At 72.6% G+C, this 17246-nt stretch carries 14 protein-coding genes; 12 read left to right on the top strand and 2 right to left on the bottom strand.

Annotated features, from left to right (window positions below; all coding sequences use genetic code 11):
* Entirely contained in the window at nt 1-1449 is a 1449-nt protein-coding gene (gene eccB, locus ABGA98_RS02780; protein WP_347616566.1) for a type VII secretion protein EccB, read from the bottom strand.
* A gap of 95 nt (nt 1450-1544) precedes the next feature.
* Between eccB and ABGA98_RS02775 the strand changes: the two genes are divergently transcribed.
* Both ABGA98_RS02775 and ABGA98_RS02770 read left to right on the top strand, forming a co-directional pair.
* Nucleotides 1545-1931 (top strand): hypothetical protein, encoded by a 387-nt coding sequence (locus ABGA98_RS02775; RefSeq protein WP_347616565.1) that lies wholly within the window; start codon nt 1545-1547, stop codon nt 1929-1931.
* A gap of 32 nt (nt 1932-1963) precedes the next feature.
* Nucleotides 1964-3241 (top strand): hypothetical protein, encoded by a 1278-nt coding sequence (locus ABGA98_RS02770; protein WP_347616564.1) that lies wholly within the window; start codon nt 1964-1966, stop codon nt 3239-3241.
* 187 nt (nt 3242-3428) lie between these two features.
* Here ABGA98_RS02770 and ABGA98_RS02765 read toward each other — a convergent pair whose 3' ends face one another.
* Entirely contained in the window at nt 3429-8138 is a 4710-nt protein-coding gene (locus tag ABGA98_RS02765) for an FtsK/SpoIIIE domain-containing protein (protein WP_347616563.1), read from the bottom strand.
* A 335-nt stretch (nt 8139-8473) separates the two neighbouring features.
* Here ABGA98_RS02765 and ABGA98_RS02760 point away from each other — a divergent pair, with 335 nt between their 5' ends.
* The 10 genes from ABGA98_RS02760 to ABGA98_RS02715 all read left to right on the top strand — a co-directional run bounded on the left by ABGA98_RS02760 (nt 8474) and on the right by ABGA98_RS02715 (nt 17243).
* On the top strand, nt 8474-9142 hold the full coding sequence (locus ABGA98_RS02760) for an SAF domain-containing protein (protein ID WP_347616562.1): 669 nt from the start codon (nt 8474-8476) through the stop codon (nt 9140-9142).
* Nucleotide 9143: 1 nt separating this feature from the next.
* Nucleotides 9144-9860, top strand: a complete 717-nt coding sequence (locus ABGA98_RS02755; RefSeq protein WP_347616561.1) for a hypothetical protein — start codon at nt 9144-9146, stop codon at nt 9858-9860.
* Nucleotides 9857-11152: an ATPase, T2SS/T4P/T4SS family gene (locus tag ABGA98_RS02750; RefSeq protein ID WP_347616560.1), complete on the top strand. Its 1296-nt coding sequence runs from the start codon at nt 9857-9859 to the stop codon at nt 11150-11152. The genes ABGA98_RS02755 and ABGA98_RS02750 overlap by 4 nt, the downstream gene beginning before the upstream one ends.
* Before the next feature lie 2 nt (nt 11153-11154).
* The gene (locus ABGA98_RS02745; protein WP_347617692.1) at nt 11155-12006 is read left to right on the top strand and encodes a type II secretion system F family protein; all 852 of its coding nucleotides are present in this window, start codon (nt 11155-11157) and stop codon (nt 12004-12006) included.
* The gene (locus ABGA98_RS02740) at nt 11999-12919 is read left to right on the top strand and encodes a type II secretion system protein (protein WP_347616559.1); all 921 of its coding nucleotides are present in this window, start codon (nt 11999-12001) and stop codon (nt 12917-12919) included. The genes ABGA98_RS02745 and ABGA98_RS02740 overlap by 8 nt, the downstream gene beginning before the upstream one ends.
* Entirely contained in the window at nt 12916-13152 is a 237-nt protein-coding gene (locus ABGA98_RS02735) for a hypothetical protein (RefSeq protein ID WP_246083657.1), read from the top strand. Before ABGA98_RS02740 ends, ABGA98_RS02735 begins: the two co-directional genes overlap by 4 nt.
* Nucleotides 13133-13570 (top strand): TadE family protein, encoded by a 438-nt coding sequence (locus tag ABGA98_RS02730; protein ID WP_347616558.1) that lies wholly within the window; start codon nt 13133-13135, stop codon nt 13568-13570. Before ABGA98_RS02735 ends, ABGA98_RS02730 begins: the two co-directional genes overlap by 20 nt.
* A complete protein-coding gene (locus ABGA98_RS02725) occupies nt 13567-13959 on the top strand; it encodes a TadE/TadG family type IV pilus assembly protein (protein ID WP_347616557.1) in 393 nt (130 codons plus the stop codon). Before ABGA98_RS02730 ends, ABGA98_RS02725 begins: the two co-directional genes overlap by 4 nt.
* Nucleotides 13956-14372, top strand: coding sequence for a Tad domain-containing protein (locus ABGA98_RS02720; protein ID WP_347616556.1), 417 nt, complete (start codon nt 13956-13958; stop codon nt 14370-14372). Before ABGA98_RS02725 ends, ABGA98_RS02720 begins: the two co-directional genes overlap by 4 nt.
* A 120-nt stretch (nt 14373-14492) precedes the next feature.
* Nucleotides 14493-17243, top strand: coding sequence for a BTAD domain-containing putative transcriptional regulator (locus tag ABGA98_RS02715; RefSeq protein ID WP_347616555.1), 2751 nt, complete (start codon nt 14493-14495; stop codon nt 17241-17243).
* Nucleotides 17244-17246 lie beyond the last annotated feature (3 nt).

Raw genomic sequence — 17246 nt, 5'->3', positions numbered from 1 at the left:
TCATCCCGTCGTCTGGGTCGTCCGGTTCGTCTGGACGTTCCGCACGTCCTGCACGGGCGTCATCGCGGCCGCCGGGTCCAGCGCGGGGCCGTCAGGGATGAGCCGCAGCAGGTGGACCGGCACCGGCGCGACGTCCTTCGCCTCGTACCCCAGCTTGCCTATCGCGTCCGCCGAGGCGAGCCGGAACTTCTTGCCCTGGTCGGTGATGAGCGAGTACTGCTGCACCGCGGACAGTTGCCCGTCGCCGGGCAGGGTGCCGGCCAGCACCGCGCTGCCCGGCGGGAGCAGCACCTGGTCGACCTTGTCCGCGCCGGCGCTCGTCGACGGCGGCGGGATGTGGACCTTGCTGCCGGTGGTCAGCACGGCGCTGGTCGAGCCCTTCTGGGTGTTGGCGTACACCGCGCAGAGCGGGGCGGAAACGCTGGGCGTGCGGAAAGCCGGCATGGTGGCCGGCAGGCCCGGCTTGCGCACCGACTGCTTCGACACCGTGGTCGCGTTGGCGGTCGCCGCGTCGATCAGCGTCTCGCGGGCCCCGCTCCTCCCGTAGGCGGCCTTGATGGCCGGGTCCTGGAGCAGCAGCAGCGCCTCGGTGTTGCTGATGGGGGCGATGCCGTCGGCCAGCAGGACGTACCAGCGCTCGCTCGACCCCGCCACGGACGCCACCTTGTACACGCGCCCGACCCTGGACGCCGTGCCGCCGGGGCCGACGGCCTTCTTGCCGAGCTGCGGGATCTTGGGGGCGGCGAAGTCGACGCCCGCGGGGATGGCGTTGATCCACGAGGCGGGTACGCGGCGCGGGGTCTGGTCGGTGAGCCGGTCCACGTTCGGGGCCCGCAGGCGCTGGTTGGACCAGAGCACCCAGTTCTGCCGCCCGTCGTTGACGAGCAACGCCTCGTCGCCCACCGGCGTGCCGCCGATGTCCGTCCCGCCCACGAGCGACACGTACGACCTGCGTCCCGCGGCGGCGTCGGCCGTCTCGGCCACGCACGCCGACCACGGCCCCTTGACCAGCCGCTCCTTCTTGGGCAGCGAGTCGGGAGCGCCCTGGATGCCCACCATCTGCCCTCGGGTGTAGCCGGCCAGCGACTCGGCGGACACCGACCTGACCTTGATGTCCTGGCTGTCGAGAAGCAGCCGGGCGGAGACGTAGTTGGCCACGGGCTGCAGCTGGCCGCTCTTCTGGTTGAAGACGTACGCGGCGCCGGTCTCCTCCTCGACCAGCAACTGGCCGGGATCGGTGAGCTTGGTGGCGTGCCCACCCTGACTGAGCAGTCCCCAGATTCCGAACCCGGCGACGATCAGCACGGCGATCAGAAGCCCTGCGAACGTCGCCACGTTCTGTCTGCGCATCGGGGACTCCGGCAAGTCCGGCTCCCCCTGCAGCAGAGCCATCCCCAAGCGCTGCGTCATCAACCGATGCGCCTGGTATAGATCCTTCTGGGTCTGCATATCATCTAATGTTACGCATGTTGACTATGTGCTTTCTGTACTCCAAGGGAACGGTCAAGTACGCTACTTGATCGAGTGTTCAAAGGGGGAAGCTCATGGCAGAAACCGAACCGCCCCGTGACTGGCCCGGGCTGCAACCCGATCGTGACGGCGTGAAATACAGCCCCAAGACGATCGCCAACATCGCCGGAGAGCTGCGCGAGGTCTTGGAGCCCATCAGTGGCCAGGGCCGGGGCGAGAACCAGGGCTCGATCATCGACCTCGAAACGTACGGCTCTCTCCGTGCGGTCCTCACCCACATCCGCAGCATGGAGCGCTGGCAGGGTGGCCAGGCGTTCGCCGACCTCGTGTCGCACAGCCAGCAGGAGTTCCTGACCGCCTACGAGGAGGTCCTGGAGAACTTCGCCACCGCGATCTCCTTGGTGGAGGCCGGGGCAGGCACCTATCAGGTGACGAACGCGGCCAATGAGGGCGGTGTCTGACCGGCATGGGGCAGGCGAAGAAGAACGTCCACATGCTGAAGCCGTACTGTGCCGACTGGTCGGTGGACACGGGCGGCCGGAGCGTCGAGGAGGTCGTGACCTTCATCAACGGCTTCGACGCCACCGGCATCGAGCAGGCGTCGACCGCCTACAACGACGCCCACTCGGCGGCCAACATCGCCAAGGAGGCGATCAGGACGCAGGCCGGCAGGCTGGCCGAGGTCTGGGAGGGCCCCTCCTCGGTCGAGGCACAGGAAGCGCTCGGGCTGCTGTACGTGTCGCTGGGCGAGCTGGCCGAGAAGCTGAAGAACATGTCCACACCGATCGGATCCCTCGCCACGGTCGTGCGCAAGCACCAGGAGTTCATCCAGGACGGCTGGAAGGGGATCATGCCGACCTGGGCCAACCAAGGAGGTCTGGGCGGCGGCACCTGGAACGACAGCATCGCCGACGGCTACAGCGTCTACTCTGGCTATTACGCGGGTGACAACGCCCGGGGCGACTGGGGGTCGCAGGACGAGCTGGCGGGGCTGCACCTGAAAACGTTCGGCGAGGACCTCTACCAGGTTCACGCCGACATGCCGGACACGCTGCAGACGACGCTCAGGGACATCAAGCCTCCGCAGATGCCGGACGACGGACCCGATGACATCGATCTCCCGCAGTTCCCCGACCAGGACCCGGGCGACGTGACTCCCACCGCGTACGACGGTGACGACCCGTCCGGGCCGCCGATCGGAGATCCGCGCGTGACGGTGCCCTCTGACGGACCCGACGGCCCTTCAGGCCCGACACCCACCACCCCCGGTGATCCGGAGACCGGCCAGGGCGACGACCCGTCGACCGGCTCTCCCACAACGCCGGACGCGGACGGCCAGAACCCTGGCGGCCAGGACCCGAATGCCCAGAGCCCTGGCGCTTCCACCAACGGCGGGCGGACGCCCGACCCTGACGTGGGCGCCGGCAGTCCCACGGACCTGCAGGAACACCAGCCCACCTCGAACGGCTCGCCTCTCGGGACCGGCCCTCAGACCGGCTCCGGCAACCCGTCCACGTCGTCCTCGCCGGGGGCGACGTCCGGAGGGCCGAGCACGTACGGCAACGGCGGCCCGGTGGCGGCCGCGGCCTCGCCGAGTGTCGGCGGCAGGCCCGGCATGAACGGCATGGGCATGCCGTTCATGCCGATGGGCGGGATGGGCGGGGCAGGCGGCCAGGAAGGCCAGGATCGCGAGTCCAGCACGTGGCTCCATGAGGACGACGACATCTGGGGCGGCGACACGGACTCGGTGGTGAACAGCAAGATCGGCTGACGCGGGGACGGTGACCACGGCGAGCACCTGGAGCGCGAGCCCGATCACCGGCCGCCCGCCCAACACCGGTCCGGGCACGGCCAGCTTCCCGCCGGTCATGATCAGGTAGGTCAGGTAGCAGAACCCGCCGGGCGCCCGCCCCCTCTACGTCCGCCTTTTCACCCTCCCCGCCGACGAGGGCTGACCCCTACGGGCCGCCGGGGAGGGCCACCTGGACGGGGGTGAAGGTGCCGGTCGTCACCAGGAAGCCGCGCCCCGGCGGGCCCCCGGCCGCGCCGCGCGGCAGGCGGATGGAGAAGAGGTCGCCGTCCGCCTGGCTCTGCACGGCCAGCAGGAGCCCCGTCCTCGACTTGCGCGTCTCCGCCACGAACCCGCGGTAGGCGACCGCCAGGTCCCCCGTCACGCCGGCGATGAGCAGCCCGTGGTCGCCGTCCCTGCCCGACCTGAGCACCTCCTCCAGGGCGGCGCCCAGCGGGCCGTCCGCGTTGATCAGCTCGGCGTCGTCCACCACCACGACGTAGCCATGCAGGTCCGCGACGAGCTCCGGCAGGTCGGTGGCGTTGCCGTCCAGCACCGCGACGGCGCCGTCCAGCTCCTTCAGCGGGCTGCGCCGCGGGGCGACGGCGACGACCGGGGTGCCGCGGGCGATCAGCGAGCGGGCCGCCGTCACCAGCGCCGACGAGCGGCCGGAACGCGACGGCCCCGCGATCACGGCGCCGGGGCCGTGGGCCAGCAGGTCGAGCCCGAGCGGGGCCAGGGCGTCGCCGCCCGCGCCGACCAGCGCCCACAGCGGCGACGGCGGGCTGAAGGCAGGGTCGAGGGCGAGCGTCTGGGCCGCCGTGATGCGCATCGGAAGTGCGTCCACCCGCAGCGGAGGATCTCCCTCCCAGCGCCAGACGCCCCGGCCGTTCTCGTGCGCCGGGCCCGGCTTCGGGCCTGCGGCCGTGCCGTTCTCGGGCGCGGGGCCGGGCTTCGGGCCTGGGGCCGTGCCGGGAGGGCCGGCGGCGGCGCGGGCCAGGGACTGCAGCGCGGCGACCTGCGCCGGGCCTGCCGGGTCCGCGTCCAGGAGGGCGATGTGGTGCTCCACGATGCCGTGCTCGCCCAGCGAGAGTGCCCGGCCCGGCGGTATCGACGACGGCAGGCCCTTGAGCGGGAACCCCGCCAGGCCGTAGTCGGACGAGTCGGACAACCGCAGCAGCAGCCGGTCGTCGAAGACCGTCGAGACCTGCCCGAGCAGGCCGGAGCGGTCACTGGTGACCACCGCTCGCAGGCCCACCGCCGGACCCTCGCGCAGGAGCTGGAGCAGCCCTTCGATCATGCGGCCGTAGTCGTAGCCCTCGAAGGCGGCGACGAAGCCCTCCCAGCGGTCGAGCAGGAGCACCAGCCAGGGCAGCCGGTGGCCCGCCTGCCGGTACTCGGCCAGCGACGCGTGCCCGGCCTCGGCCAGCAGCTGCTGGCGGCGGCCCACCTCGGCCTTGAGGCGGGTCAGCAGGCGCTCCACCCGGTCGAGCTGGTCGCGGGTCACCACGGCGCCGCAGTGCGGCATCGCCACTAGCGGCAGCAGCGCGCCCGAGCCGCAGTCGATCGCGTGCACGTGCACGTCCGAGGGGGAGGCGTGGGCCGCGATGGAGCCCGCGATCGTGCGCAGGGCCGTCGACCGGCCGCTGCGGGCCGCGCCCGCGATGAGCAGGTGACCGCCCTGCGCCACGTCCAGCGCCAGCGGATGCCGGTCCTGGGCCCACGGGCGGTCGGTGACGCCGAACGGCAACGGCGCCACCTCGGCGAACGCGCCCCCGTACGCCGCGGTGTCGGGAATCGGGGCGGCCAGGACGGGATGCCCGGCGGAGGGCTGGTCGAGGACGAGGCCGGTGGGCAGCGGGTCCAGCCACGGACTGGGCTGGACGGGGACGCCCGCCAGGCGCGCGGCCTCGACGAGGGCGTCGGCGACGAGCCCGAGGTCCGTGCCGGTCGCGTCCTCCTCCGGCTCCGGTGGCGGCGGGAGCGGACGGCCCAGCGAGCCCCAGCCGACCTCCAGCACCCGCACGTTCCCCGCGCGCGACGGCCCGCCGGCGGCAGGGCTGCGGCCGCCGACCCTGGCCGTCTGCACGGCGGTCGCCGCCCCCACGCCCGAGCGCACGTAACAGCGGCCGGGCGTCGACTTGGAGATGTGGGCCGCGTCGGGCAGGTCGATGACGTCGGACGACTCCGCGGGCTCCGTCACCCGCAGCGCGATCCGCAGCGAGGTGTTGGCCTGGATGTCGGCGGTGACCACGCCCGCGGGCCGCTGCGTGGCCAGGATCAGGTGGATGCCCAGCGACCGGCCCCTGCGGGCGATGTCGACCAGCCCGGTGACGAAGTCGGGCAGCTCGGCCACCAGCGCCGCGAACTCGTCGATGATCAGCACCAGGCGGGGGAGCGCGGGGCCGGTGTAGTCGTCGATGTCCTTGGCCCCGGCCGCCAGCAGCAGGCGCTCCCTGCGGCGGATCTCGGCCGCCAGCGAGTCGAGAGCGCGCTGGGTCAGGTGACCGTCGAGGTCGCTGACCATGCCGACGGTGTGCGGCAGGCGTACACACTCCTTGAAGGCGGCGCCGCCCTTGTAGTCGATGAGCACGAACGTGAGCTGGTCGGGCCGGTTGGCCACCGCGAGCGAGCAGATGAGCGTCTGGAGCAGCTCCGACTTGCCCGCGCCCGTGGTGCCGGCGATGAGCCCGTGGGGGCCGTCGAGCTTGAGGTCGACCGAGAAGGGGCCGTCGGGGCCGACGCCGATCAGCGCCTCGGTGGTGCCGCGCTCCCGCCAGCGGGCGGCCAGCTCCTCGCCGGAGGGTTCGGGCAGGCCCATCAGGTCGAGCAGCCGCACCGCGCCGGGCAGGTTGCCCGCGGGATCGTCCCTGCTCACGTCGCGGATCGGGGCGAGGGCTCTGGCCAGGCGGTCGCACCAGCCGGGTGAGACGAGGTCGGCAAGGAGCGGCCCGATGACGTCGAGGCCGCCGCCGCGCAGCTGCGCGAGGCCGTCGTCGCCGCACGCGGCCACCGTCTGGCACTCCTCGGGCAGCAGGCGCTGGTCCTCGTCGAGGGCGAGGGTGTACACGCCGCAGCGCGGGCCCTGGCGCAGGACCTGCGGCATCCCGGGCAGCCCCCGCAGCACCTGGGCGCCGTCCAGCACCACCAGCACGTCGTACGGGCGCACGTCGTAGGAGGAGAACGTGGGCTTCTCGGGCCCGCCGAGGTCGTCCCACCCGGTGGGGATCTTGCCCAGCTCGGGGATGGCGGTGTTCTGGCGTTCGTCGATGAGCTGGGCGAGCTCGGAGACGCGCCGGGCGGCGGACTCGGGATCGGTGCCGGCCAGCGTCACGCATTCCTGGCCCGACTGTGGCGAGCAGTGCGGCAGCCAGCGCATCCAGCCCCAGCGCTGCTCGCCGTCGGCGTGCGCGGAGACGATCACGATGGCCAGGTCGCGCGGGCTGTGCAGGGTCGCGGCCTGGGCGATCAGCCAGGCGGCCAGGCCGGTCGCGGCCTGGCGGGAGCCGGTGACGCCGGCCACGCCGAGCCGGCGCATGGGCAGCGCCACCGGCACGGAGCGGCAGACGGGCGGTTCGATGCGCCCGCCCTGCTCCTCCGACAGCTCCAGGTCGGCCGGCAGGTCGGCCAGCCCCACCCGCAGTTTGAGCGCGTCGTCGTCGTGGCTCCTGCGCTCCCACAATCTCCTGCGCGGGCCGGTGGCCGTCAGCAGCACCTGGGCCGGGTCGGGCGCGTTGGACCTGCGGACCGCCTCGTCGGCCACCCTGGCCCGCTCCACCGCCTCGTCGTACGCCTGGAGCCGCTCCTTGTGCTCCTTGACGGCCTTCTTGTGCTGCTTCTTACCGTGGCGGCGGTCGCTCCACCACTGGCCGATCATGATGACCGGCGTCATGAGGGCGACGAGCAGGTAGTACCACTGCTGTAGCGCGATCGCCAGGGTGAAGCCGAGCACGGCCGGGAGGAAGGCGGCGAGCAGCTGGAGGCGCATGCCCTCGTTCCTGGCCGGCTCCTTCGGCCTGACGAACGTGCGCTGGGGCTCCGGGCGCCTGAGCCTCGGCGGGCGGTTGTAGGCCACGCCGCCCTCGCTCCTGGGGGCCAGGTGGGCGTCCTTCGGCTCGATCGAGGTCAGCACGAACACCGACGAGCCGCAGGTCAGCACGGCATGGTCGGGCCAGTCGACGGGTTCGGTGAGCGGCCGGCCGTCGAGCTCGGGGGTCTCGCCGTAACCGGCCGTGAGCTCGGCCGCCTCGCGTTCCGCGACCCGCGCCGTGAGCTCGGCGACCTCGTCGGCCCACCGCCCCTTGAGCTTGAGCCTGGGCGCCTCGTCAGGCTCCCGCCACGCCCGCTCCACGGTGATCGCGTCCGGTGTCACGCGTACGGCCACCGCCTCGGGAGCCAGCGCGGGGTCGTCGACGGCCATCGCGCACATCGGGTCGGAGCCGATGACGTGCACGCCGAGCCCCAGCCGGTGCACCGTGCCCGCGCGGGGCCCGCCGACCACCCGCACCTCGGCGACCCCGCCAGGCTCCTCGACCACGGTGGCGCGGGCGAGGCGGGCGTCGAGCGTGACCTTGTCGCCGTCGCGCAGCACGGCGGCGGCCGGCGCGCGCGGGTCGAGCGGGCGGCCGTCGCGCCAGAGCGCAGGCGAGCGGCCGGCCGGCCCGCCGGTGTCCCGCTGCGGCCTGCGCGGCTGGGGGATGTGCGGGCTGTCGGCCGACAGCCCGTAGGGGGCTCGGGCTCTGGGCAGCCGGACGACGTCGGCCAGCGGCCCTTGATCGTTGAGAGCCTCGCTCACCCTCGCCACCGTGGCGCCGTCGTCTCCGTCGATCACGACGTCACGGTCGCCCTGCCCGCCGAGCACGGTGAGCATGATCCGCATGGTGCCGTCTCCTCGGTCGACCTCGGGCGCCAAAGGTAACGCCCGGAGCGGGAACAGGCGCGTGAGTTGACGGCAATGGCATGGGGAATCTGCAGCGACTTCGACCGATATGCTGCCATAAGGTGTGAAAAAAGTGGCTCGTGTGATCAAAGTGGCGACTAGCTGGAAAAATCAATACTCGTCAACTCGTTAGAAACAATAGGCATCGATTATTTCGAGTTGACATCCCGCCACCTGCGAAACGAGCATTGGTCCTCGCATTCCGCCCCCGTCACCACGTCAAGCCCCACATAATGGCGTGAATTCCGCAATTCACTTCCGGGAGCCCCCCACCCATGAGGACCAGTGAAAAGCCTGCCGCCGACGCGGCGGCGGGGTTGTCCGGCCCGGCCTCGCGCAAGCTCCCCGTGCCACCCCGCGAACGCAAGCCGGCCCTCGCCGCGCTGGCCGTCCTGCTCATCCTGGGCGGCGCGCTGGCCACGACGCTGCTCGTCCTGCGCAGCGGCGACCGCGTCTCCGCCATCCGCGTCACCCAGCAGATCGGCGCAGGCCAGAAGTTCACCGCGCAGGCGCTCGAAGAGGTCAAGATCGCCGCTGAGGGCGTCGACTACGTCAGCTGGTCGCAACTCGACCAGGTCGTCGGCAGTTTCGCGGCCGTCACCATCCTGCCCGGCACCCTGCTGACCAGCCAGATGGGCGCCAAGGCCAGCAGCGAGCTCGGCGAGGGAAAGGCCACCGTCGGGCTGGCGCTCAAGCCGGGTCAAATGCCCGCGGGCCTGAAAGAAGGCGACCGCGTTCAGCTGGTGCACGTTCCGAGCCGGGCGAGCCAAGGAGAAAGCCGGGTCCTGGCCGCGAGCGCGCTCGTCTTCTCCGTCGGCGACAAGTCCCGCACGGGAAATTCCGGCCAGATCACGGTGGTCGTCGATTCCTCGGCGTCGCCGGAAATCGTGGCCTTCGCCTCCAGCGGGGAAATCGCGGTGGCCGAGCTCCCGGGGGCACGCTGACGTGGCGCTCATCGTCCTGGCCGCCGACAAGGGCGCGCCGGGTGTGACGACCGCTGCCACCGCCCTCGCGGCGGTCTGGCCGCGGCCCGTGCTGCTGGCCGAGTGCGACCCGGCGGGCGGCGACCTCGCCTACCGGCTGCCCGCCGCCGACGGCGGCGTGCTCAACCCCGGCAAGGGCCTGCTCACGCTCGGCGCCACCGCCCGGCGCGGCCTCGAGCCCGCGCAGATCCACCAGCACACGCAGAAGATCGTCGGCGGGCTCGACGTGCTGGCCGGGCTCACGCACGGCGAGCAGGCCTCGGGGCTCACCTGGTTGTGGGGTCCGCTGGGCCGGGCGCTCGCGGCCATCCCCAACGCCGACGTGATCGCCGACTGCGGCCGGCTCGGCGCCCATCCCCAGCTCGGCGACCTGATGGCCGAGGCCGAGCAGGTCGTGCTGCTCACCCGGGCGACCCTCGACCACGTCGCCCACCTGCGCGAGCGGCTGCAGATCACCAAGGCGCACGGCGTCGCCGTGATCGCCGACCCGCGCAACTACCGCGCCTCGATAGACGACGTGCGCCGGATCGTCGGCAACACCGTCCCGTACGTCTACGGCCTCGCCCACGACCCCAAGGGCGCCGAGCTCCTGCGCGGGCAGTGGGGCGGCCGGCTCGACCGCTCCCTCCTGATCCGTACGGCACGCGACCTCGCGGGAAGGCTGGTGAGCCACCGATGATCGACCATTCGCTCGTCAAGCGCTTCCGCCAGGAGGTCGGCGACCGGCTGGCCCACCAGCGCCGGCTCGACCAGGCCAACGGCCTGCCCGCGATGACCGGCGAGGACGAGCGCCAGTTCGCCAGGGCGCTGATCTCCCAGGTGCTGGAAGAGCACGCCCGCGGCGAGATCGGGCTCGGCCGCACCCCGCCCACGGTCGAGGAGGAGGAGGCGCTCGCGGCCGGCATTCACGCGGCCCTGTTCGGCGTGGGCCGCCTCCAGCCGCTGCTCGACGACACCCAGGTCGAGAACATCGACATCAACGGCTGCGACCGGGTCTTCGTCAGCTACGCCGACGGCCAGGAGCTGATGCACGACCCGGTCGCCGACTCCGACGACGAGCTGATCGAGCTCATCCAGATCCTGGCGGCCTACTCCGGACTGTCCAGCAGGCCGTTCGACACCGCCAACCCGCAGCTCGACCTGCGGCTGCCCGACGGGTCCCGGCTGAGCGCCGTCATGGACGTCACGGTCAGGCCGGCCGTGTCGATCCGCCGCGCCCGCCTCGGCAAGGTCTTCCTGTCCGACCTGACCGGCAACGGCACGATCAGCCCCGACGTCGCGAGGTTCCTGACGGCCGCCGTAGCCGCCAGGAAGAACATCATGATCGCGGGCTCCACCAACGCCGGCAAGACCACCCTGCTCCGGGCCCTGGCCAACGAGATCCCGCCCGGCGAGCGCCTCATCACCGTCGAACGCGCCCTGGAGCTCGGACTCGACCAGTTCCCCGAGCTCCACCCCAACGTCGTCGCCTTCGAGCAGCGCCTGCCCAACTCCGAGGGCCAGGGCGAGATCTCCATGGCCGAGCTGGTCAGGCGCTCCCTGCGGATGAACCCCAGCCGGGTCATCGTCGGCGAGGTCCTCGGCGACGAGATCGTCACCATGCTCAATGCGATGACCCAGGGCAACGACGGCTCCCTGTCGACCATCCACGCCAACTCCAGCATGGAGGTCTTCAACCGCATCTCCACCTACGCCCTGCAGGCCGGCGAGCGGCTGCCCATCGACGCCACCCACATGCTCATCGCGGGCGCCATCGACTTCGTCGTCTTCGTCGAGAAGCGCAACGACTACCACGTCGGCGGTACGCTGCGCCGCTACGTCTCCAGCATCCGCGAGGTCAACGGCTGCGACGGCCGCGTCCTGTCGAGCGAGGTGTTCGCGCCAGGCCCCGACGGCGCCGCAGTCCCGCACGCCCCGATCTCCTGCATGGAGGAGCTCGCCGCCCACGGCTACACCCTGGGGGGCTGGTGAGCATGGGCGCCTTCACGTTCGACCCGCTGGCGCTGCTCGCCGGCGCCGTGGCGGGCGGCGGCCTCTTCCTGTTCTGCATCTCCCTGTACGGCCTGCGCCCCCGCCCGCCCCGGCCCAGGCGCCACCTGGTCAAGATGCTGACCACCCGCGCCGCGATCGCCGCCGTGGCCGCCGCCCTGGTCCTGATCGTCACCGGCTGGCCGGTCGTGGCGGTGGGCACGGTGCTGCTCGTGTTCGCCTGGCGCGGGTTGTCGGGCGGAGCGGCCGAGGAGCGCGCCGCCATGCGCCGCCTCGAAGGGCTCGCCGCCTGGACCGAGTCGTTGCGCGACACGATCGCCGGGGCGGCCGGGCTCGAACAGGCCATCCCGTCGTCCATCAGAGCCGCCGCGCCCACGCTCAGGCCACACCTGCGGTCGCTGATCGACCGGCTGCACACCAGGATGGCGCTGCCGCAGGCGCTCGCGCTCTTCGCCGACGAGCTCGACGACCCCTCGGCCGACCTGGTGGTGGCCGCGCTCATCCTCAACTCCCGGCTGCGCGGTCCCGGCCTGCGCGACGTGCTGGGCGCGCTGGCCGTCTCGGCCCGTGAAGAGCTCGACATGCGCCGCCGCGTCGAGGCCGAGCGCCGCGCCACCCGGCGCAGCGTGCAGATCGTGGTGATCACCGCTCTGGCCTTCGCCGGGATCCTCGTCGTGTTCAACCCCTCCTACGTCGAGGAGTACGACGGCCCTCTCGGCCAGGCCGTGCTCGTGGTCGTGGCGGGGCTGTTCGGGGCCGGTTTCGCCTGGATGCGGAGGCTGGCCAGGTTCGACAAGCCGACGCGGCTGCTCATGGGAGGAGGCGGCGATGGTTGAGGGCGCACTGGCCGGGGCCGTGATCGGGCTCGGCCTGCTCGTACTGTTCAGGGCGCTTTTCCCCGCCCGTCCCGGGCTGGTGGCGCGGCTGCTGGCGCTCGACGCCGTACGCGAGGACGCGGGCGCGCCGCGCATCCAGCTCCTGCTGCCCGACGAGGAGGTCAGCGCGTTCCGCCGCGGCCTCGGCGTGCGGCTGGCCCGCCTCTACAGCGCCCGCGGCTGGGAGGTCAGGTCGGTCCGATCGGACCTGGCGCTGGTCGGCCGCTCCTTCGAGGCGTTCCTGGCCACGAAGGTGCTGCTGGCGGCCGGCGGCCTGCTGGCCTTCCCGCTGCTGCTCGGCTGGCTGGTGCTCATGGAGTGGGGCACCTCGCTCGCCATCCCGTTCTGGTCCGCCGTGCTCGTAGCGGTCGTGTTCTTCTTCCTGCCCGACCTGCAGGTCAAGAAGGACGCGGCGGCCAAGCGGCGCGATTTCCGGCACGTCGTGGGCGCGTTCCTCGACCTCGTCTCGATGAACCTGGCCGGCGGCCGCGGCGTTCCCGAGGCCCTGATGATGGCCGTCTCGGTCAGCGGCGAGCAGCCCAACTGGGCGATGGGCCGCATCCGCGACGCGCTGGCCGGCGCGAGGATCGTCGGCATCACTCCGTGGCAGGCGCTCGGCCAGCTCGGCGAGGAGATCAACGTCGACGAGCTGCGCGACCTGTCGGCCGCGCTCGGTCTGGTGGCCGACGACGGCGCCAAAGTACGCGCCTCGCTGACGGCCAGGGCGGCCACGCTGCGCCGTCGCGAGCTGGCCGAGATCGAGGGCAGAGCGGGCGAGCGGTCGCAGTCGATGCTCGTGGCCCAGCTCCTGCTCTGCGCCGGTTTTGTGATCTTTCTCAGTTATCCCGCCGCTATGAAGATGTTGGGGGCATGATGAACCATCCCTGGATCATCTATCTGACCGCGTACCTCGGCGTGCGCATCCACCGGGCCAGGACCGCCCCCACCCGCGGGGCGTCCGCCGTCGAATGGGTGATCATCACCGCCATCATCGCCGGCGTCGCGCTCGGACTGGCCACGCTCATCAAGACCCTGGTCGAGCAGAAGCAGAGCGAGATCCAGGGCACCTTCGGCGGCGGTGGCGGCGATGGCGGCGGAGGCGAATAAGCCGGAGGGCGAGCGCGGCGCCACGGTGATCGAGCTGGCCGTGCTGATGCCGGTCATCCTCGCCGTCGTGCTGCTCATCGTGCAGGTCGCGCTCTGGTTCCACGGCCGGCAGGTGGCGGAGGCGGCCGCCAGGGAAGGCGCCCGCGTGGCCAGGTCCGCCCCGTTCGACTCGGGCGACTGGGAGGGCGCGGCCACCACGAAGGCCACCGACATCGTGCGGGCCATCGGCCCCCAGCTGCTCGGCAACGCCACCGCCACGACGTCCGAGAAGGAGCCCGACGAGCGCTTCGTCACGGTGACCGGCAGCGCCGTACAGGTCATCCCGCTGCTGCCCGAGCTCTCGTTCACGATCACCGCCACCGCGGGCGGGCCCGTCGAGTGCTTCCGCCCCGACAACGGCGGCGAGGACTGCCAATGAGACGGGCCGAACGCGGCTCCATGGCGGTGGAGACGGTGATGCTGGCCCCGGTCTTCCTGCTGTTCCTGCTGTTCCTGGCCGGAGCCGGGGTGCTGGTCGAGGCGCAGGGACGGATCAACGGAGCCGCCCGCGACGCCGCCCGCGCGGCGTCCGTGCAGCGCACGCTCGACGACGCCGGGTCCGCGGCCGAGGCCATCACCACGAGCGTGCTCGACGGCCGCTGCCAGTCCTCGTCGGTCTCGCTCGACGGGTCCGAGTGGGAGCAGGGCGGCCACGTCGAGGCCGAGGTGACGTGCGAGCTCGACCTGGCCTTCCTCGGGTTCGACGGCACCAAACAGCTGACCGGCACCGCGGTGGTGCCACTGGAGCAGTTCAGGAGGGTCGAATGAGGGCCGGCGAGCGGGGGTCCATGTCGGTGTTCACCGTGCTGTTCTCCGTGGTCGTGTTCCTGCTGGCCGGCTTGCTGGTGGACGGCGGAGCGGCGATCAACGCCCGGCTGCGCGCGACCGACGTGGCCGAGCAGGCCGCCAGGGCCGGCGCCGACCAGGTCGACGTCGACCACCTCCGCACGACCGGAGAGACCCGGCTGCTCGGCGACGCCGAGGTGTGCGGCAGGGCCGACGAGATCGTGCAGGCGCACGGCGGCGGCGACGTGACCCGCGGCGAGTGCGCCGTCGAGCAGGGGCAGGCCCAGGTCACGGTCACCGTGACGGTGCGGTGGGAGGCCTTCTTCCTGAGCGCGATCGGGTTCCCCGGCTCCGAGATGACCGGCGAGGCCAGCGCCGCCCCTGAAGCGAGATAGACCGAAACCGACCACTCGATGGATGCGGAACGCACGAGACACGACGCTGGAACAGAGAAGGGAGAGGCGATGCCGCCGCGAGAGCAGACGCGACAGCCCGCGCGTCCACCCGGACGTCACGTGCCCGTGCGCGTCCCGGCCAGGCGCAGCGCCGGCGACGTGCTCGCCGGGCTCGGCGCGCTGGTCCTGCTGGTCGCGCTCGTGGGCGGGGTGCCGTACGCGCTGCTCACCTTCGTCGGCCCGCCGATCGCGCCCGAGCTGCTCGATCTCGGCTTGCTCACCAGCAGGGTCGGGCCGAGCACGATCGTGGCCGTGCTCGTGCTGCTGGTGTGGCTGGCCTGGTTCCAGCTCTTCCTGTGCGTGCTGGTCGAGGTGTACGCCGGGGTGCGCAGGGTCGGCATGCCCGCCCGCGTGCCGCTCTCCGGAGGCATGCAGGTGCTGGCCAACAAGCTGGTCTCGGCCGTGCTGCTGCTGTTCACGGCCGGGGCGATGGTCGCGCCGGTAGCCCAGCTGACGCCGACCCCGGCGGCGCCGCCCGTGACCGCGGTCGCCTACTCCGCGCCGATCGTCGAGCAGGAGCTGGAGACACGCGAGACCAGGAAGGTGTACGTCGTGCAGCCGCCGCACGGCCGCCACCACGAGAGCCTGTGGGAGATCGCCGAGAAGTGCCTGGGAGACGGCCGCCGATATCCCGAGATCTACCGGCTCAACCAGGCGAAGGAGCAGCCCGACGGCACCCGGCTGCGCATGGCCGACCTGATCAGGCCCGGCTGGGTGCTCGACATGCCGGACGACGCGAAGAACGTGCACGTCGTCCCCGCCGACCAGCCGCGCGAGCAGACGTTGCGCGAGCATCCGGGCAGGGCCGACCCGGGCCCGGGTCGTGGAGACAGGGCGGCCGAGCGCGACGACCGCGCGGACCGCGAGGAGCGGCGGGACCGCCAGGAACGCGAGGAGCGCCAGGAGCGCGAGGACCGCGAGGAGCGCGGGACGCCCGGGCACGAGGGCAAACACCGCCAGACCGAGCCGGGCGCGCAGGACGGGCGGCAGCCGGTCATCCAGGAGCGCCAGGGCGAGCTGACCGACTACCTCGCGGCCGCCTCGCTGGCCGCGGCCGGGCTGCTGTTCGTGCTGGCCAGGCGGCGCAGGGAGCAGCTGTGGCGGCGCCTTTCCGGCCGCAGGATCGCCCGTCCCCGCGACGACGCCGCCGAGGCCGAGGTGGCGCTCAGGCTCGGCGGCGACGCCCCCGGCGCCCGCATCCTGGACGTCGGGCTGCGGCTGCTCGGCGCCGAGCTGGCCGCGCAGCACCGCACCCCGCCCACCGTGTACGGCGCGCACCTGTCGCCACGCACGCTCGACCTGTGGATCCATCCGCCGGACAACGACCCGCCCGCGCCCTGGACGGCCCAGGACGGCGGCCAGGTCTGGCGGCTGCCCGCGCACGAGGGGCGGCTGCTGCCCGACCTGCGGGGCGAGTCCGGGCGCGGGCATGCGGGCGGGGCGCCGTACCCGGGGCTGGTCTCCATCGGCACGGACGCCGGCGGGCGCGTGCTCATCGACCTGGAGGCCGCCCAGGGCCTGATCAACGTGCGCGGCCCGCAGACCACCGCGGCGCTCGCGGCGCTCGCCGTCGAGCTGGCCACCAACCGGTGGTCCGACCGCATGCGCATCACGCTCGTCGGCTTCGGCCAGGAGCTCACCGCGATCGCCCCCGAGCGGATCAGGGCGGTCGGAGGGCTGGCCGAGGTGCTGCCCGAGCTGGAGGCGAACGCGGCCCCGCGCAGAGAGGTGCTGACCGGGCGCATCAGCGGCGGCCACAACGTCGCCCACTACCTGCTGTCCGCGGTGGCGCCCACGCACGAGGAGGCCAGGCGGCTGGCGCTGCTGGCCCGCCGCGACACCGCCGGTTACGTGGTGGCTGGCGACGTCCCGCACGCCACGTGGACGATGGAGATCGGCGACGACGGCAGGGCCAGGATCGCCGAGCTGGGCTTCGAGGTGGAGGCCCAGCTCCTGCCGCGCCGCCACTACCGCGCGCTGGTCGATCTCTTCCGCACGGCCGACCGGCTCGACGGCGAGGCCATCCCCGAGGCCGAACCGCTGGAGGGGCTGCACCCGCCCGCGGTCGAGATCAGGGTGCTCGGCCCTCTCGAGATCGCCGGCCTGCGCCCCCTGGAGGAAGGCCGGATGGAGCTTGCGGCCGAGCTGCTGGTGTATCTGGCCACGCATCCGGGCGGCGTGCACCCCGCGGTGCTCGGCGGCGTACTGTGGCCGCGCGGCGTGCAGACCACGGTCAGGGACGCCACGATCTCCAGGGTCGCCGCGTGGCTGGGGCCCGACCACCTGCTCACCGACGAGTCCGGCCGGCTGCGGCTGGGGCCCGACGTCCGTACGGACTGGGCGCTGTTCCGCGAGCTCGTACGCCGCTCGCACGGCGACCCGACGGCCATGGCCGTGCTGCTGGAGAAGGCGCTCGGCCTGGTCAGAGGCCCGCTGCTGGCCGGCAGGCCGCCCGGAAGGTACGCCTGGCTGGCGGCGGAAGACCTGGAGTACGACGTGACCGCCGGGGTGGCCGACGCGGCCCACCAGCTCTGCGAGCTCAGGCTCGCCCACGGCCGGCCGGACGCCGCGGTGGCCGCCGTACGCGCTGGCCTGCTGCTGGCGGCCGACGACGAGGGGCTCTGGCGCGACCTGCTGCGGGCCACGCACGCCACCGAGGACATCGTGCGCCTGCGCGCCGTCGTCGAGGGCCTGACCCGCAGGGCGGCCTCCCACCCCTACGGCGGCGGGATGGCCCCGGAGACCGAGGCGTTGATCGAAGAGCTGCTGCCCACGTGGCGCATGCATGTGGTGAGGGAGTCGTCGGCTTGACTT

Source organism: Nonomuraea sp. B1E8 (assembly GCF_039871515.1).
GTDB lineage: Bacteria > Actinomycetota > Actinomycetes > Streptosporangiales > Streptosporangiaceae > Nonomuraea.
Note: the sequence above shows the minus strand (reverse complement) of the source record. Positions and strands in the feature narration are given on the sequence as shown.

Excerpts from the sequence above, each read along its gene's own strand:
- ABGA98_RS02720 (WP_347616556.1), top strand. The coding sequence starts at position 13,956 with ATGAGGGCCGGCGAGCGGGGGTCCATGTCGGTGTTCACCGTGCTGTTC.
- ABGA98_RS02765 (WP_347616563.1), bottom strand. The coding sequence starts at position 8,138 with ATGCGGATCATGCTCACCGTGCTCGGCGGGCAGGGCGACCGTGACGTC.
- ABGA98_RS02730 (WP_347616558.1), top strand. The coding sequence starts at position 13,133 with ATGGCGGCGGAGGCGAATAAGCCGGAGGGCGAGCGCGGCGCCACGGTG.
- ABGA98_RS02760 (WP_347616562.1), top strand. The coding sequence starts at position 8,474 with ATGAGGACCAGTGAAAAGCCTGCCGCCGACGCGGCGGCGGGGTTGTCC.
- ABGA98_RS02775 (WP_347616565.1), top strand. The coding sequence starts at position 1,545 with ATGGCAGAAACCGAACCGCCCCGTGACTGGCCCGGGCTGCAACCCGAT.
- ABGA98_RS02770 (WP_347616564.1), top strand. The coding sequence starts at position 1,964 with ATGCTGAAGCCGTACTGTGCCGACTGGTCGGTGGACACGGGCGGCCGG.
- ABGA98_RS02735 (WP_246083657.1), top strand. The coding sequence starts at position 12,916 with ATGATGAACCATCCCTGGATCATCTATCTGACCGCGTACCTCGGCGTG.
- ABGA98_RS02750 (WP_347616560.1), top strand. The coding sequence starts at position 9,857 with ATGATCGACCATTCGCTCGTCAAGCGCTTCCGCCAGGAGGTCGGCGAC.
- ABGA98_RS02740 (WP_347616559.1), top strand. The coding sequence starts at position 11,999 with ATGGTTGAGGGCGCACTGGCCGGGGCCGTGATCGGGCTCGGCCTGCTC.
- ABGA98_RS02725 (WP_347616557.1), top strand. The coding sequence starts at position 13,567 with ATGAGACGGGCCGAACGCGGCTCCATGGCGGTGGAGACGGTGATGCTG.
- ABGA98_RS02745 (WP_347617692.1), top strand. The coding sequence starts at position 11,155 with ATGGGCGCCTTCACGTTCGACCCGCTGGCGCTGCTCGCCGGCGCCGTG.
- eccB (WP_347616566.1), bottom strand. The coding sequence starts at position 1,449 with ATGCAGACCCAGAAGGATCTATACCAGGCGCATCGGTTGATGACGCAG.